17 protein-coding genes are annotated in these 16,460 nt (G+C 44.7%); 10 read left to right on the top strand and 7 right to left on the bottom strand.

What is annotated here, in order from left to right; genetic code table 11:
* Positions 1 to 655 precede the first annotated feature (655 nt).
* Positions 656 to 787 (bottom strand): hypothetical protein, encoded by a 132-nt coding sequence (locus tag LYNGBM3L_RS48255; RefSeq protein WP_008177993.1) that lies wholly within the window; start codon positions 785 to 787, stop codon positions 656 to 658.
* 775 nt (positions 788 to 1,562) lie between these two features.
* Positions 1,563 to 2,510, bottom strand: coding sequence for a class I SAM-dependent methyltransferase (locus LYNGBM3L_RS01035; RefSeq protein WP_008177988.1), 948 nt, complete (start codon positions 2,508 to 2,510; stop codon positions 1,563 to 1,565).
* Positions 2,511 to 2,696: 186 nt separating this feature from the next.
* Between LYNGBM3L_RS01035 and LYNGBM3L_RS01030 the strand changes: the two genes are divergently transcribed.
* Together LYNGBM3L_RS01030 and LYNGBM3L_RS01020 are read left to right on the top strand one after the other, a co-directional pair.
* Positions 2,697 to 4,433, top strand: a complete 1,737-nt coding sequence (locus tag LYNGBM3L_RS01030; RefSeq protein WP_008177986.1) for a glycosyltransferase family 39 protein — start codon at positions 2,697 to 2,699, stop codon at positions 4,431 to 4,433.
* Positions 4,434 to 4,825: 392 nt separating this feature from the next.
* A complete protein-coding gene (locus tag LYNGBM3L_RS01020) occupies positions 4,826 to 5,260 on the top strand; it encodes a helix-turn-helix domain-containing protein (RefSeq protein ID WP_008177982.1) in 435 nt (144 codons plus the stop codon).
* On the opposite strand, the gene LYNGBM3L_RS01015 is transcribed toward LYNGBM3L_RS01020, so the two are convergent.
* From LYNGBM3L_RS01015 to LYNGBM3L_RS01005, 3 genes are all read right to left on the bottom strand, one after another.
* Complete coding sequence (locus LYNGBM3L_RS01015; RefSeq protein ID WP_008177980.1) at positions 5,238 to 5,540, bottom strand: hypothetical protein; 303 nt, start codon at positions 5,538 to 5,540, stop codon at positions 5,238 to 5,240. The two genes, LYNGBM3L_RS01020 and LYNGBM3L_RS01015, sit on opposite strands and share 23 nt — an antisense overlap.
* Positions 5,541 to 5,627: 87 nt before the next feature.
* Complete coding sequence (locus LYNGBM3L_RS01010; protein WP_008177978.1) at positions 5,628 to 6,203, bottom strand: Uma2 family endonuclease; 576 nt, start codon at positions 6,201 to 6,203, stop codon at positions 5,628 to 5,630.
* 33 nt (positions 6,204 to 6,236) lie between these two features.
* A complete protein-coding gene (locus LYNGBM3L_RS01005; protein WP_008177976.1) occupies positions 6,237 to 6,920 on the bottom strand; it encodes an SOS response-associated peptidase in 684 nt (227 codons plus the stop codon).
* A 141-nt stretch (positions 6,921 to 7,061) separates the two neighbouring features.
* Here LYNGBM3L_RS01005 and LYNGBM3L_RS42570 point away from each other — a divergent pair, with 141 nt between their 5' ends.
* Positions 7,062 to 7,307 carry a hypothetical protein gene (locus LYNGBM3L_RS42570; RefSeq protein ID WP_154659637.1) on the top strand — a complete coding sequence of 82 codons (246 nt, stop codon included), beginning with the start codon at positions 7,062 to 7,064 and terminating at the stop codon, positions 7,305 to 7,307.
* Here LYNGBM3L_RS42570 and apcB read toward each other — a convergent pair.
* Together apcB and LYNGBM3L_RS42565 are read right to left on the bottom strand one after the other, a co-directional pair.
* Positions 7,288 to 7,797 (bottom strand): allophycocyanin subunit beta, encoded by a 510-nt coding sequence (gene apcB / locus LYNGBM3L_RS00995; protein WP_008177972.1) that lies wholly within the window; start codon positions 7,795 to 7,797, stop codon positions 7,288 to 7,290. The genes LYNGBM3L_RS42570 and apcB overlap by 20 nt on opposite strands.
* Before the next feature lie 193 nt (positions 7,798 to 7,990).
* Complete coding sequence (locus LYNGBM3L_RS42565) at positions 7,991 to 8,167, bottom strand: hypothetical protein (protein WP_154659636.1); 177 nt, start codon at positions 8,165 to 8,167, stop codon at positions 7,991 to 7,993.
* 480 nt (positions 8,168 to 8,647) lie between these two features.
* On the opposite strand from LYNGBM3L_RS42565, the gene glnA reads away from it, so the two are divergent.
* The 7 genes from glnA to LYNGBM3L_RS35630 all read left to right on the top strand — a co-directional run bounded on the left by glnA (position 8,648) and on the right by LYNGBM3L_RS35630 (position 16,318).
* A complete protein-coding gene (gene glnA, locus LYNGBM3L_RS00985; protein WP_008177966.1) occupies positions 8,648 to 10,069 on the top strand; it encodes a type I glutamate--ammonia ligase in 1,422 nt (473 codons plus the stop codon).
* A gap of 306 nt (positions 10,070 to 10,375) precedes the next feature.
* A complete protein-coding gene (gene iscB, locus LYNGBM3L_RS00980; protein ID WP_008177964.1) occupies positions 10,376 to 11,659 on the top strand; it encodes an RNA-guided endonuclease IscB in 1,284 nt (427 codons plus the stop codon).
* Positions 11,660 to 12,087: 428 nt separating this feature from the next.
* Positions 12,088 to 12,987 (top strand): ferritin-like domain-containing protein, encoded by a 900-nt coding sequence (locus tag LYNGBM3L_RS00975; RefSeq protein ID WP_044491863.1) that lies wholly within the window; start codon positions 12,088 to 12,090, stop codon positions 12,985 to 12,987.
* Positions 12,988 to 13,249: 262 nt separating this feature from the next.
* Positions 13,250 to 13,753: a YbjN domain-containing protein gene (locus LYNGBM3L_RS00970; RefSeq protein ID WP_008177958.1), complete on the top strand. Its 504-nt coding sequence runs from the start codon at positions 13,250 to 13,252 to the stop codon at positions 13,751 to 13,753.
* An 83-nt stretch (positions 13,754 to 13,836) separates the two neighbouring features.
* Entirely contained in the window at positions 13,837 to 14,646 is an 810-nt protein-coding gene (locus LYNGBM3L_RS00965; protein ID WP_008177956.1) for a lipoate--protein ligase family protein, read from the top strand.
* A gap of 689 nt (positions 14,647 to 15,335) precedes the next feature.
* Complete coding sequence (locus LYNGBM3L_RS00955; protein ID WP_008177952.1) at positions 15,336 to 16,166, top strand: response regulator; 831 nt, start codon at positions 15,336 to 15,338, stop codon at positions 16,164 to 16,166.
* A gap of 35 nt (positions 16,167 to 16,201) precedes the next feature.
* Positions 16,202 to 16,318, top strand: coding sequence for a sensor histidine kinase (locus LYNGBM3L_RS35630; protein ID WP_324293442.1), 117 nt, complete (start codon positions 16,202 to 16,204; stop codon positions 16,316 to 16,318).
* Positions 16,319 to 16,460 lie beyond the last annotated feature (142 nt).

Here is a 16,460-nt window from a genome sequence, read left to right as displayed (position 1 = left end):
AGCCAGTAATCCCTTCTATCAACATCCCCCTGATTAGTCCTAACAACCTGTTTCAGTCCTGATCCCAATTGGGACAGATCTGTGATCATAACCAGAAGACCTCGTAGATGGTGGCTATAAATTTCCATAGGTGCGCGCCTCCTAGGGCGAGTAAATCGCCCTAGGGTCCCACCTCCTAGTGTAGGTGCTGCTGGCAAGAACTCCTTTTATGTTATCTCTCTGACGAGAAAGGTGATAAACCCCAAGGCTGACCAGATCAGGATATCCTCCTCCGATGGCTATTAGTCCAATTCGGTTTGACTGCTATTAGTCCAATCAATACCATAGTGCTGCCCTAAATTCTGCCCCTGCTTTGGCCTAAGCGGCTTTGGGCGCTGATTAGACTTCGCCGCAGTTATCAGGGCAAAGGGGAAAGGGTAAAGGGATTAGATTATGAGTCTACCCCGAGCCTGTTGATGCCAAAATCCCAGCATGGGCAATCGGTCTTGGGCAATCGGTCTTGGGCAATCGGTCTTGGACAACCTCAGTTTTATGTAAGAAATTGGCTGGTTTTTTGAGGATATAGGAGACATAATTAAGAATTCAGGAGAATAATTCAGAAGTTATTGGGAGAATACATAGGTTAATTGCCCATTAAACTCTGATTAATTCCTAATTAACTATAAAATTCAGTTATTATGGCTCCTGAATCCTGAATCGAAGCTCCTGACTCCTGGATAAAGTTGGTGATGTCGAACTCAGGTTGGGCAAGACTAGGAAACTCGACAACCACCTGGACTTGATTCACCAAATTTTTACTTTTTTTTCACAATTAACCAAATCTTCACATTTAGTTCAAAAAAGCTTTCAAAAAATTTGGGTAGTCTTCATGATAAATTTATAAAAATTATACTGATTTTTTCATATCCTTACTTATATAACCTAACTGGGTTGTTTTTACAGCACCTTTGAACGGCACAGGAAGCTGCAAACAGCGAGTCAATCCCAAACTAGTTCATTTGGGATTGACTCGTAATTATTACTCTAGCGGTTTTCAAGCTAGTAAGGTACAAGTTTTAGGGACCAGGGACCAGGGACCAGGGACCAGGGACCAGGGACCAGGGACCAGGGACCAGGGACCAGGGACCAGGGACCAGGAAGCAGTAAAGTCATAAGAGGGAAGAGGTAAAAAATTATGTGTACCTCATTAGGCTAAAAAACGCTAGATTAGCCACTGCATCAAGAGGAATTGCTACAACCTTTAGATTTCTTTCAGAAGTCGGGAACAGGGATCAGCGGATTTGGGAACAGAGATCAGGTAACAGTGGACAAGAGTTGCTGATTTGACTTCCCAAACTCCCCACACTTCACCCACTCACCTCAAGCAGGTTTTGTGTAAGCATATGCCCTACGCGCAATAGCTGATAGCTGATAGCTGATAGCTGATAGCTGATAGCTGATAGCTGATATAGCAGAAGTCAGAAGTCAGAAGTCAGAAGTCAGAAGTCAGAAGTCAAACTCTTGCGCTTACTTTGGGTGTGAGACTTTTGTCATGTCCTAACTGCCCTGGCGACTGCTATAGCTTACGGTTTTGTAGCAATAATAGTGCGGTGACGAGGATCGCTGGCTACCGTGGTCTGATAGTCAAAACCAACTTTAATCATCGCCCCTTCCACATCAAAGCTGTAGTAGTCATCACTCCAAGGTTCTGTACTTTTCATCAACACAAACAGTGCAGGGGGCAGATTCTGGATGACTGGGGAGGCAGGATTATTATCTACAACACCAAGGCAGCCACCAGGTCGTAGAATACGTAGCGCTTCGGAAAAAATTTCCTCTGTTGCTTGGTGCGGTAGTTCATGAAGAACCAACTGTAAGGTGACCACATCAAAGGAATTGTCTGGTAAACTGGTTTCCTCTCCTTTGCCATGGATCCATTCGGATATTTCTGCTGTCTGATCCATGGTCTTGGCCACAGCCAGCATATAAGGGGATAAGTCTAACCCAACGGTGCGGATTTTGCCCTTTTTGATCCTGGAGTAGTAGCGGTGTAGCGCTAAGGTAGATATCCCTACTGAGCAGCCAATGTCTAGCACATCTGTGACTATCTCGGGATTATACTCTCCTAGTACTTGATGAAAACTACTTCGTAATCGCTCTTGTGCCGAAAGCCAAGTAAGTTTTTCTTTGGGCCAAACCCTCAACCCCATAGCCTGGGTAGCACTGGCAGCTTCAAAGGCAGCTTCCCAGCATAGGTTTCCCTGGTCATAAGCATGGAAAGGGACTTTGTAGTAGTCTGGGTAGACCAGGCTAGGGTTAGTAATCTCGGATAGTAAGGTCTTCGCTCCTGATTTTTCTAACTCCTGGTAGTTTTTCCGCCACTCAATCCCATTTTTTTCTGCGGTTTTAATTAGCACCTGCCTGGCCTGGTGTTGCATCACCTTGTAGATCGGCTTGGTGTCGATCAACAGATTAACGAACCGGGAGAGTAAGTCATCCCCCGCCCAGTCTGGTTTGAGCTTGTCCTTCATCAGTATTCAAAAATTATCCCAATGATTAGCTCATCTAATTATTTCATAGCGGTATGATTGCGCGGTATTATTCCTCTGCCCCAGCACCGATTTCAGTTAAAGTAACTAAACAGTGGCATCAACGATAATAAAGTAGTTTGGGAAAACGTTACCTTGATTCCTAGCTACAAAGAGAATTAATGACTAATGATTCTTAACAACCCAAAATCCCAAGTGGACAAAAGCTGGAGTAGTTGGGTCATAGTTCTATTACTGCTGGTGTGGATAGCGATCGCAGCAGGTTTACGGTTTACCTATCTGGCCGGAAAACCCCCCTGGTCAGATGAATTTGCCACCCTAGTGTTTAGCCTGGGCAATAGTTTTCGGAGCGTACCGCTGGATCAGGTGATTACGTCAGATACCCTGTTAGCTCCCCTCAAACCGAACTCTAGTGCTAGCATCAATTCCGTTATTAATAACCTAATCACGGAGAGTAATCACCCACCACTGTACTTCGTCCTAACCCATCTGTGGCTGAAGCTGTTTCCAGGCCATGGGGAATTGGTATCCCTGTGGGTAGCGCGATCCTTGAGTGTGCTACTGGGAGTGATTTCAATTCCAGCCATGTTTGGGTTAGGTTGGTTAGGGTTTCGTTCTTGCCTGGTGGGTCACTTCGCAGCAGCACTGATGGCTGTTTCACCCTATGGCATTTATCTGGCTCAAGAAGCTCGACACTACACTCTAGGGATTCTATTGGTTATCGCTTCAGTCAGTTGTTTGGTGTACGCTACGCGATCGCTTCAACGGCAGACGCCCTTCCCGATTTACATAGCATTAATCTGGGTTATTGTCAATAGCTTGGGCATAGCTGTCCATTACTTTTTCGTCCTGGTGATCGCAGCTGTAGGACTGGTAATGCTTGGGTTGCGGATTGGGTCAGGGGGTTCAGTATTTTCTTGGAAGTACTGGTGGCGAATTTACGCGGTGGCCCTCGGGACATTAATGGGAGTCTTAGTTTGGCTGCCAATTTTGCCACGCCCCTCCAGTAATCGTTTGACAGAGTGGGTTCACCAAGACACAACCCTCAGCAATTTGCTCGAACCGGTAGCTAGACTCTTGTCTTGGCTGATCACTATGGTAGTGATGCTGCCAGTAGAAGGGCAATCCCTACCGATTATGGTCGCCTCTGGACTAGTAACAGTAATATTAGTGCTCTTGATAGGGCAACTGTTGCGTCGAGGAATCAGAATTCAGAGGTTACACTCCCAGACTAAGGTCATGACTCAGGTTTTGGGCGGTTTCGTCCTGGGAGCGATCGCATTATTCTTATTAATCACTTACGGTCTTGGCATTGATTTGACCTTAGCCGCTCGTTACCAGTTTGTCTACTTCCCCATCGTAATTATGTTACTAGCAGCAAGCTTTGCCAGTTGTTGGAGAGCTGCCCAAGGGAAAGATCAGCAATGGGTAGCACTAATCCTGTTGATGGGATTGGTAGGTGGAGTGATAGTGGCATCCCATGTGAGTTACCAAAAAGCCGATCGACCAGATCTTGCGATCGCTAAAATCTTAGAGATTAGTGATTTCCAGTCTCAATCCCTGCCAGTCCTGATTGCTACAGTTCACAAAAGCCATGAACAAACAGGAGAAATGATGGGGTTAGCTTGGGAATTGAACCGTCGCAAAGTAGTTGATACTGCCATTAATTCACCCCAGTTTCTTTTGGCACATAAAGACACCGAGCCAAGGGTAGCTACAGAAACCCTGCAAAAAACTGTGGCTCAACTGCCCAAACCTTTAGAATTGTGGGTAGTCAATTTTTCTGCCTCTGTTGAGTTAAAAGCCCAAGGTTGTATTAAGGATAAACAATCTATATCTAAAGTCCCTGGTTATCGATTTCGACGGTATTCTTGTGAGAAGCATGGGGCTGAGGGCAGGAAATAGGGAAGAGTGTCGGGAGAGGGTGGAGTGTTCGGAGTGTGGGGGGAGAGGGAATAAATAGTTTTCGATAATTTGGTATAGTTAAAGATATTTTTGCTGATTTTTATCGTACTTCCTGCAGATAAATCAGCCATTTTGCTAAACGTTTATTAATCGATTCAAGACTTCTGGCTTAATTCCTAATCCTTAATACTTAATCCTTAATACTTAATACTTAATAGTCTCTCTTCCCTGTGCCCAGATCCGCTGTGCCCAGATCCGCTGTTCCCTGTTCCCGATTCCCGATTCCCGATTCCCGATTCCCGATTCCCTGTTCCCTATAAAACTTGGCAATTGCTGTAATTGTATGGTATATTTCCGAATAAATTAATAGCGCTAGAGTAAGTTGCCCGATCATGATAGATACCACCCAAGCCGCCTATCTTCTAGGTATTTGTCCTCAACGAGTTCGCCAACTCCTGAAAGAGGGCAGAATTCAAGGAGCCGAAAAAGTTGGTCGCTTTTGGCGGATTCCGCTATATAACGGTATGCCCAAGATAGTTCCCGGTAGCCGAGGACCACAAGGCTCCTGGAGAAAACAGCCCAGCAAATCCCTGACTCACATCTACCTCAACGAGGAAGTACTTCAAAAGAATCAACAAAACCATACAACAGACCCAGTGATTACAGTTAAACGGGGTAATCGCGATATCAACTGTCATTATGTAGAAATCAGCGGGCCATCCCGGTTAGTCTATAGACCAGAATCTCCCAAGAATAGTGGTGCCACCCTTTGGATAGAGGTTGAGCCTAATGTGGAGGTTGTAACTAAGGTTTTTGGTCAGTATTAACATGTTCAGAATTAAGCTCAACCACTTGTAGGGTGTATCCTCTTTGCTTAGCAATCCGCTTAGCTTTGGCTTGGGCTTGACTGAAGGAATCAAATTTGAGTGCTCCCCCTGCATGAGGACACCAATTTAACCGTTCCATCCCACCTAATAACTCTAATGAAGCTAGGTAATTAGAGCTATTGGATTCAAATAATACGTACCTAGGTCGGGATGAAGTGCTGTTAGTACCGTCGTGAGATTCTTGGCGACGTTGTTGTTTTAGTTTTGACGCACGACCCATAGCAGACCTCTAGAAAACTAGTGTTGAATGTTTAAAAAATTATTATTCCAGCGGCAGGTGATGAGTGACGAAAGTAAAATTTTATATTTACCAAAGATAGTGTAAATCCAGGACAAACCCAGGCAAAACCTCCTCCCCTGATAAAGTTTTAGGAGACTCCAACACCTCCACAACTTGACCTGGTCGATAAATTTCCACTTGCCGTGCTTGAGGATTAATTAACCAGCCCAGACTTACCCCATTTTTTAGATATTCCTCCATCTTGGCTTGAGTCACCGTTAACCGATCAGTTGGAGACATTAATTCTAGCACAAAATCCGGGCAAATCGGTGGAAACTTCTGGCGTTGCTCTGGTTTAAGTGCATCCCAGCGTTGTTGTTTAATCCACGCTACATCCGGAGAACGGTCAGCACCATTAGGGAGTTTAAAGCACGTCGAAGAGTCAAAACAAACCCCTAATTTAGCTTTTCGATTCCAAATACCTAAATCGATGATGATTTCAGCATTATGGTTACCAGTTTCTCCACCAGTAGGTGACATGATAATCACTTCTCCCTTGGCATTGCGCTCAAATTTTATTTCCGGGTTATTTCGACATAACTTATAAAATTGGTCATCAGTCAGTTCAATAATAGAGTTGAAACTTACTGTAAAAGCAGTCATGGTGATTTAAAATGTAGAATTGTAGGGACTATTTTAATTATTATCAAGTTCCACAGGGATGATACACTCAGGACTATTATTTCTGACATTATTCACAGTAGTGCTAACGGGATAAACACTCATCTTCTGGGCATCATAGGGAATCAGTAGTGGCTGCAATAGCTCCCGTTGACTTACCTGATGATGCAGCCATAAATCATAATCCCTAGGTTCTAATATGACTGGCATTCGATCATGGAGCGGACTGATAATGTCATTAGCTACTGTGGTTATAATTGTACAAGAAGCAATTATCTCACCCGTTGGATTTTTCCAAAGTTCCCAAAGTCCTGCAAAAGCAAACGGACGCTTATCTTTCATATGGAAATACAACGGTTGCTTCTTGCCATCCTTTCGTCGCCACTCATAAAAACCATCCGCTATAACCAAGCAACGCCGACGACGGAATGCACTGCGAAATGCTGGCTTTTCTGCTACCGTTTCTGCTCTAGCATTAATCAGTTTTGCCCCAATTTTTATATCCTTTGCCCAACTAGGAATCAAACCCCAACGTAACAATTGCCATTGTCGCTCAGTCTCAGTTGAGGGGTTTAATACTGTTGCCACCAGCTGAGTAGGGGCAATATTGTAACTAGCCTCCTGGGTTGGCACATCATCTAAATCAAAAGCTCGCGCTAGGCTTACCCCTATAGTTGTCAGGGTGAATCTACCACACATACTGGACGTGATTTAGTATTTATGTACTATTTTAGAAGCAAGTTATCCGTCCTGAGTGCTACAAACCAGCAAGCCTGCTATTAAGCGATCGCGTAGCGTGGCCTACGGCCAATCGCATTTCAATCAGCAATTCAATCATTTGTGGCGGTCGGCTCTGGAAGGTTTGCTAGTTTCGTCCCTTACTGGAGCAGCGTTCAAGTAATAGACCTTGACAAAATTAGCAATATAATCAGCAATTACCCGATTCCCGATTCCCGATTCCCGATTCCCGATTCCCGATTCCCGATTCCCTGCGCGCAGCGCTATAGTACGGGCAACCATTCCAGTCACCCGTACAACCGTCAACTGTCAACCAACCATCAATGTCTTAAAGATCTGTTTCGCTAAACTCACGATTCATGTGGTCAAAGGGCTGATCAACAAATCCGATATTCCCAATACCAGCTTCTGTTGCCATTGCTTTGACCATATCTTTCATAATCTCAATCCCACGCACGGTTGGAGCGATTGGCACACCTAGGGAGTTATAGGTTTCCCGCAACCCTTGTAGAACCCGCTCATCCAGGACATTGGTATCACCAGCAACTAGGGCATAACTAGCATAGCGCAGGTAATAATCCAGATCTCGTAAACAAGCAGCATAACGACGAGTTGTATAAGAATTGCCACCTGGACGCAACAGTTCAGGAACTTCCTCATACAGTTGTGCTGATGCTTGCTTGACAATAGAAGCAGCATTGCCATTGATTAAAGTAGCTACAGCCACCCGAGCGGTGCCAGTTTCAAAGTAAGACTTAAGTGAATCGATGGCATCCCGATCTAGGTAGCGACCTGAGCTATCATAATTCCTAATCAAGTTTGTGACTAGATCCCTCATTAAATTATTCTCCCAACAACAATCTTGATATTTTTGATTTACTATTGACCTCTTCCCTAGATATAGGGCGAGCACTCAACAGGTACAGAGCGCTACACTATGCACTCCACAGGAGTTAAACAGCAAGTTGAATGTGTGCTCAATTCCAGACGCTATAATTGGCTGGAGCTAAGCGTATACATATCTTTCATCACTAGATTGTACCCTGTTGCTTGTTGCTTTCATCCTTAATGCTTCTTGAGAATTGGGCGTTGCCCACCATAGATGTGACCTTATAGTTGAGCAAGACACTTCCAGAGGGGGGAAACAGGGAAACTAGAACCGACCGACCAAATGCTCCCACTAACCCCATTGCCCATATAGAGGCCATATAGAGGGATTTAGGCAAAACCTGCCACTAACCAGAGCCTAGTCTTCGCCTCTGTGCCATGGTGACCAGACAAAGACCTTCTGTTGAGCCTTTGTGCGAGCCTTTGTGCGAACCTGACTTAGTCTAGAACTCGAAAATTTAATTTTTTATTCATATGAGATCCGATCATCTTAGGACATTCTGTATTGTTAGATACATAATGTCCTACTTTCTATCCCTAGGATGAGTCAGGAATCAGGGAACTACAACTTTTCACTGTTCAAGGGAAAAGCCCATCAAGATGCTTTTAAGAAAATCGTGCTGCTTGCACCACTCAAAAAAAAGTATCTCCCCAGGAATAACTGACTCGGATGCTTACCTAGCCCGTCCTCGGTTTGGGAAAGCTTAAGTGTCGCCAATTTTGGTAGATTCACTAACTCAAGTAATTTTCTAAGATTGTTTCTTTGTAAACAAACGTAAAGCTGATCAAAGGAGTCATTCATGCCTGAAACCCCACAAGAAGTCTTGAAAATGATTCAAGACCAAAACATAAAAATCATCGACCTTAAATTCATTGATATGCCAGGGATCTGGCAGCACTGCTCGTTTTACCAAGACCAAATAGAAGAGGATTCCTTTGTCGATGGAGTTCCCTTCGATGGTTCAAGTATTCGGGGTTGGAAAGCAATCAACGAATCTGACATGGCAATGGTTCCTGATGCCACAACGGCTTGGATCGACCCATTCATGAAAGAACCAACCCTGAGCATGATTTGCAGCATTAAGGAACCGCGTACTGGGGAATGGTACAGCCGCGATCCACGCAGCATTGCTCAGAAAGCCCTTGACTATCTGATCAGCACTGGCATTGGGGATACCGCCTTCTTTGGTCCAGAAGCTGAATTCTTTGTGTTTGATGATGTTCGCTTTGACCAAACCGAGAGCCAGTGCTACTACTATGTAGACAGCGTTGAAGGTCGTTGGAATTCTGGTCGAGAAGAAGCAGGTGGTAACCTCGGATATAAGCCTCGCTATAAAGAAGGTTATTTCCCTGTCTCCCCCACAGACACCCTGCAAGACATGCGTACCGAAATGCTGCTAACCATGGCAGAGTGCGGCGTACCCATTGAAAAGCACCACCACGAGGTAGCTACAGGTGGACAGAACGAGTTGGGTTTCCGCTTTGGCACCCTAATTAAGGCTGCTGACGATCTGATGACTTATAAGTATGTCATCAAAAATGTTGCCAAAAAGTATGGCAGAACTGTCACCTTCATGCCCAAACCAATCTTTAATGACAATGGTTCGGGAATGCATACCCACCAATCTATCTGGAAGGATGGGGAACCCTTGTTCTGGGGTGATGGTTACGCCAACCTAAGTACCATGGCGCTCCATTACATCGGTGGTTTACTCAAGCACGCCCCGGCTCTGTTAGCACTTACCAACCCCAGCACGAACTCCTACAAGCGTCTGGTTCCTGGGTTTGAAGCCCCAGTCAACTTAGCTTACTCCCAAGGCAACCGTTCAGCTTCCATCCGCATTCCTCTGTCTGGCCCCAATCCTAAGGCCAAGCGGTTAGAGTTCCGTTGCCCTGATGCCACCTGTAACCCCTATCTCGCCTTCGCTGCCATGCTCTGTGCTGGTATTGATGGCATCAAGAACGAGATTGAACCAGGTGACTCTCTAGATGTGGATATTTACGACCTCTCTCCAGAGGAATTGAGCAAAATTCCATCCACCCCCGGTTCTCTAGAGGATGCTCTGGCAGCCTTAGAAAAGGATCATACCTTCTTGACTGAATCAGGAGTATTTACCGAAGACTTCATTACCAACTGGATTGAATTCAAACTAGACAACGAAGTCAACCCCATGCGGTTGCGGCCTCATCCCTATGAGTTCGCACTATACTACGATGTCTAATACTTTGTCAATGGTGAACTAAGACCATTAGCCATCCTCTAGGGTCAACTACCGCACACTGACCCTCAAGGTACAGTGTGGGCTTGAATAAAGCCTGTTGACCAGACGGCGCGAGGCAAGAAATCCTCGCCTCGCGCAGCCGTTAAGACTAAGCGTTAAAATTCGTACCTTGAAATGCGTGCCAGTTTCAAGCACTACAACTGGGTAATTAAACAGGTCATTCGGGAAAGCCAGTGTTACTCAGAAAGTACCGAGTCTTAACACGTCGAGGCAAACCTTACCAACTTATGTTGAGCGTTCAAAGTAATGCGAGTTTTCGTAGTAGACAAAAACATTTTGCCTCTTGACCCTTGCCATCCAGCACGGGCGAGAGAACTACTCACAAAAGGACGAGCGAAAGTCTACAAGCGCTATCCATTCACGATCGTGCTACAGGAGAGAACGGCGGAAGAATCGATAGTTCATCCTCATAGGATTAAGATTGACCCTGGAAGCAAAGTAACTGGAATTGCCGTAGTTCAAGAGGAGACAGGACGTGTTGTAGGAGCGTTAGAAATCTCTCACAGAGGGCAACAAATTAAAGACGCCCTTGAATCTCGTAGGGCATTAAGAAGGGCACGCCGTAACCGTAAAACCCGTTACCGTAAACCTCGATTTCTGAATCGAACCCGTAAACAAGGATGGTTACCTCCCTCTCTTGAGAGTCGGATTGCCAACATTGAAACATGGGTCAGACGGATGCTCAAAGTTTGTCCTATTACAGCCATCTCTACTGAGCTGGTTAGGTTCGATACTCAGGAATTACAAAATCCTGAGATTAGCGGTGTTGAGTATCAACACGGAGAGCTCTTTGGCTTTGAAGTAAAAGAGTATCTATTGACCAAATGGGGTAGAAAATGCACTTATTGCGGCGTTGAAAATGTCCCCTTAGAGATTGAACATATCATCGCCAAATCAAGGGGAGGTAGTAACCGTGTGAGCAACTTAACATTGGCTTGTCATTATTGTAATCAAGCCAAAGGAAACCAACCTGTTGAAGAGTTCCTGAAAAAAAAACCATTAGTTCTCAAACGAATTTTGGCACAAGCATTAGCACCATTGAAAGATGCGGCAGCCGTTAACGCTACCCGATGGGAACTGTTCAGAAGGCTGCAATCGTTCAGTTTGCTATTAGAAACAGGTACAGGGGGTACAACCAAGTTTAACCGTAAGACCAGAGGCATCGAGAAACACCACTGGACTGATGCGGCTTGCGTAGGTGCCTCTACACCGGAAAAGCTACTTTTAAAGGGAGTTAAGCCACTATTAATCAAGGCAAAAGGTCATGGAACTCGTCAGCGTTGCGGGACTGACCGCTACGGCTTCCCAATCCGTCATGCTCCATCCCAAAAGTTCTTTATGGGTTTCCAGACAGGGGATTTAGTGAAAGCTAATGTTTTANCTGGGAAGTACCTAGGAATCTACACCGGTCGAGTGGCGATTCGATTTAAACCAAGTTTCAAACTAACCACAGTCGGCAAAAGGTTTGACGTTCATCCAAAATATTTGAAAACTATTCACTTTGCTGATGGATACGAATATGGCTCCTGAACAGCGGATTTACTATCGCTCAATTGTTTGTTTGACGGCAATTCCTCGGACAGCTGAAACCGTAGGTTCAGTGTCCATTGAGGAACACTTCGAGCCACACTGATTTTAGATTGATTTTATTACTGAATCATGTTTTTTGCTGCTACGAGGTCCAGTAATTTTTTTCATGATAAGCGCGTTTGTATTTGAGATGTAAACCTGTATTGTCTTTTTTTATTGTCGAATAAAACTCCGGAGCTCTTGCCCCTTTTGCCTTTTGCCTCTTACATGCATGCCTCTTGGCCTTTGGGAGTATGTTAACAACCGAGATCTAAACGCTATTATAGTCTACAGTAGACTTGGTCATAAATAATTCCTGTCCCCAATTCAACGACCGTTCCCCTATCGGGTCAGACGTGGGTTTGGTGCGGGTTTAGCTAAGAAAATCTATGACAGTTGCATATCCTCACAAATCAAACAATGGCATGGGTGCCCGTGAAATCCTGCCACATGTGGTACGCGATCGCAAACTTCACCTGGTCATGCTCAACCGCTATCGCTACAACGAACAACACAGTTGCCTGGATCTCACGGATTTGGTAGAAAAGCTGGATGGTCAGCCAAAAGAACTGGTGCGTGACCTATCTCATCACATTGCTGACGAAGCTCGTCATGCCATGTGGCTGACTGACCTACTCATGAAACTGGGGGCAGATATTGGTAAGCCCCCTGGAGTGTCCTACATCAAGGAATTTGATCGACTGATCGACCAGGAAAGCTATAAACAACCAGGAAAGCTGAACGATGGACTGATCGGTGGTTTGGCAGCGATTAATGTCACCGAAAAACGGGGATGTGAGTACTTCTCAGCTCACATCAAAGCATTGAAAGAGGCACCGAAAACGGAAGAAAATATTAAGATTCTTAAAACCATTGAACAGATTTTCCCAGAGGAAGTTGGTCATGTGCGTTGGGGGAATCGGTGGTTGGCACAAATTGCCAAGAAAAGCCCAGAACATCGACAGAAGGTCGAACAGGCAAAGCGCCAGTATGTAGCGATAGAACAGGCGGCTTATGAATCTGGTATAGATCTGATGGCAGGTGCTGAACTGCGCCGACTCAATAACTTGCTAGAGGTTGCCAATACTTTGCCAGTGTGGGAACGTCCTCAGTACCTGATCGAGCGCTTACCCCAAACCTTGCTAGCCCCTGAACTGCAAATGACCAGGATTCAGGTAGCACAAAAGGCTTGGCAGCAAGATCCACAAGGGTTTATCGAAAAATTTGTGCCAATGTTTTTGAACGGTCTGAATCAGGTATCTAAACATCAGCAAAAAGCTGTCTCCTAGAAAATTGGTCAAGAAGTCAGAAGCTGTTCAAGGGCATTTGTTAGTGTTTCGGTATCTCAAAGGTAAAATCTAAGACAAGGGTTCAAGGAAAAAGGTTAAGGCAAAATCATTTTTTCCCCTTGACCCTTTCCTTTTTGCCTGTCTCACCTAATTGCATGTCTCGACCCTTGATTTAAGAAAATCACTCAACGTGTCAAGAAGCATAGCTACAGGTGATACTGGGTCTTAGGCAAACCCCAAGACCAGCACAGAGAAATAGATTATGACAAACCCACAGCCGAATCCTGACACTCTATCTAGTCAAGACTTGTCAATGGCAGAAATCGTTGCCAGTGAGTTCAACCAGACTATGACTGCCGTTAACTATGTCGAAAACATTGAAACGGTCATCTCCAGCCTGGAACAAAACAATAGCGCTATGGTAAGCCACAGTGAAGAAGGCTACTTGTGGAAGTTTCAGTACGGTAGCGTGGAAGTATTCGTTCAGCTCACTGGTTCCACAGATGATGACACCTTCACAGCTTGGTCTTCTGTGATGCATCTACCTGCCAAGGACGAGGCAAAATTGATGCGCAAGCTCCTGGAAATGAACTGGTATGACACCTTTGAATCCCGCTTTGCTATTGTTGAGGATCAAGTTGTCGTGTTATCCACGCGAACTGTTGCTGAATTGTCCCCAGGAGAAATTTCTCGCGCCATTACCGTGGTAGCCACTATAGCCGATGACAATGATGACTTATTACAAGCTGAGTTTGGTGCGGCCTAAAATCTTCTGATTCCAGTTGATATTACCACACAGGTGAAGGATAAAGATTAAAACATACCAGTTAGCGAACAAATCAGCCAACAATGGCATTGTTTAATACTTCAGACTTACCACTTGAGACTTCTGATAGTTCAGACTTACCACTTCAGAGTTCATCCTGGCGTTTAATTCCCTTACTACAGGCATCAGGGCGGCTTCAGATGGCCATTGACCAGTGGCTACTAGCCCAGCACCAACGGGGAAAACATCCCCCAGTATTGCGATTTTATACCTGGGCATCACCAACCATCTCTGTTGGCTACCATCAACGCCGTTGGCCTGAGTTCTGGGAACAACTCACTTGGGCATCACAACCAGTAGAGCTGGTAAGGCGTCCCACTGGTGGTAGAGCTGTGCTACATCAGGGAGATTTGACCTATATGGTGGTTAATTCCGGGTTGACTGGTAAACGTCTTGATGCCTATCACCAAATTTGTGAGTTTTTGATTCAGGGGTGGCGCTCGCTTGGTGTAGAGTTGCACTATGGTTCAGCCGGACGGGGGTATATTCACAATCCCAACTGTTTCGGGACTGCTACTGGTGCCGATTTAGTGTTGGCAGATGGTTCTAAACTGATTGGTAGTGCTCAATTGCGCCGTGGTAATGTGACTTTGCAGCATGGCTCAATTCCCTTAGAACCAGATGCTGGACTGTATACTCAAGTGTTTGGGGAAGCGCCCCCTCCCTTTGATCTACCCATGGCTCAACGGGGAGATGCCTTAATAAACATTGTGGTGGATGCCCTAACTCATGCTGCTGCCGATTGTTTTGGTGTGGAGTTGGTAGAGAAGCCTTTATCAAATCAGGAGTGGCAAGAAATTCTGGCTTTGGTAAATAGCCGATCAGATCAATAGCCGATCAGAACAAATCTGGTTGAACACCCATAGTTAAGGCTGATGGAAAAGCAGACAAGGAGAGGTTTTTATCATGGATAAAACAGAAATTATAGCGCTACGTGCAAGTCAGAAGTAAGAAGTAAGAAGTCAGAAGTAAGCGATTACTTACGTTTCGGAGTTTAGGAATTGTCTTACATCTGAATGCGTAGTGCTATATCAGAACTTAAGCAAAAGTAGGCAACAAACTAGCTGATGTCTAAAGTTACTACCAGAAATGACTTGGGCGTGATGATTTGTAAGCTCCAAATCCTGTTCCGAGCCCAATATACTCCTGGCTCGTTTCTCAATTTTTGACAATAACTGCCATAAATCCCACCTCCTGTCAGTATTTTCCCTGAGGGTAAGTTCAAGGTAAGTTTATATAATCCTAAACAAGCACCTTTTTCAGTAATAGCTTCAAGTATGCAGCAGCACAGATTAATCAGGCTACCCATTTTTTGTTCCGGCTTAGATTTTGCTAACTCTAATAAGTGAAATAATTGATAAAAATAAATTCATAATAACTAAATTTTCTAGGATTATAACTCAAAACTATTTGTTTTATTTTAATAAATAAATTTAGACTTAGACATGGTTAAGGGATGATAAATTATAGATATTTTACAATTTATGAGTAAATCGATTTGTGTTGATATGACCCTGAACCAGTGACATACGATCAAGACAAAAATCTCATCTTAGTTGTAGATGATACACCCACCAATTTATCAGTCATATCCCAGGCTTTGCACAATGCTGGCTTTACGGTTGCTGTGGAAACAGATGGTGAAAGCGCGATTGAACAAGTTAACTATAATCAACCCGATCTAATTCTATTGGACGTAATGATGCCAGGAATTGACGGATTTGAGACTTGCAAAAGACTAAAAGCAAACCCTTCAAATCGAGACATCCCCGTAATTTTCATGACCGCACTGACTGACACAGTTGATCAGGTCAAAGGTCTTTCCATCGGAGCCGTCGATTACATCACCAAACCGTTTCAACAAGACGAGGTATTAGCTAGAGTAAGGATACATCTACAACTAAGACATTTGACTATAACCCTTGATGAACAAAATGCCCGTTTGAAACAAGAAGTTGCGGAACGTGCGGCGGCGGAAACCAGGTTAAGTAAGACTTTCCAACAGCTTAAGGAAGCCCAAGAGCAAATTATTGCCACAGAGAAACTAGCATACCTCGGTACCTTAACTGCAGGGGTTGCCCATGAACTGAGGAATCCTCTCAACTTTGTCAACAATTATGCCGAAGGTTCGATGGAGTTAGCTGAGGAACTCATCGAAGAATTTAAAATACAATTAGAGCATATAGAAACAACAACAGCTAGCTATATCAAAGACACCTTGACAGAACTGCGAGACAATTCTCTCGCTATCAAACTTCATGGTCAAAGAGCCGAGGGCATCATTCAAAGCATGATGCAGCATGCTCGAACTGACAGTACTCAACTCCAACTGACTGACCCTTCACTCAGGTAGATGAGTCGGACACCCGCAAGTATAGTGGGGCTGGGTTGGGTTTAGCGATCGCGAAAAAGCTCTGTGATCTGATGGCGGGTCAGATAACTGTGGACAGTGAATTGGGTAAGGGAGCGAAGTTTACTGTTTCCCTACCCATAGAATGGGTTTAACACTGATTAGTCATTCGTCATATTCACCCAATGGTTATCCTTGTATCCTTCCTTGTATCCTTCAACCTACCCTAGATCAAATCGCCTTGGGCGAACAACCTTGGCCAAAAGGCCACGCAATCGCGTTCAACCTGCAACCCTC

Origin of the sequence: Moorena producens 3L (assembly GCF_000211815.1) — a bacterium.
GTDB lineage: Bacteria > Cyanobacteriota > Cyanobacteriia > Cyanobacteriales > Coleofasciculaceae > Moorena > Moorena producens.
This window is presented reverse-complemented; position numbering and strand designations above follow the sequence as displayed.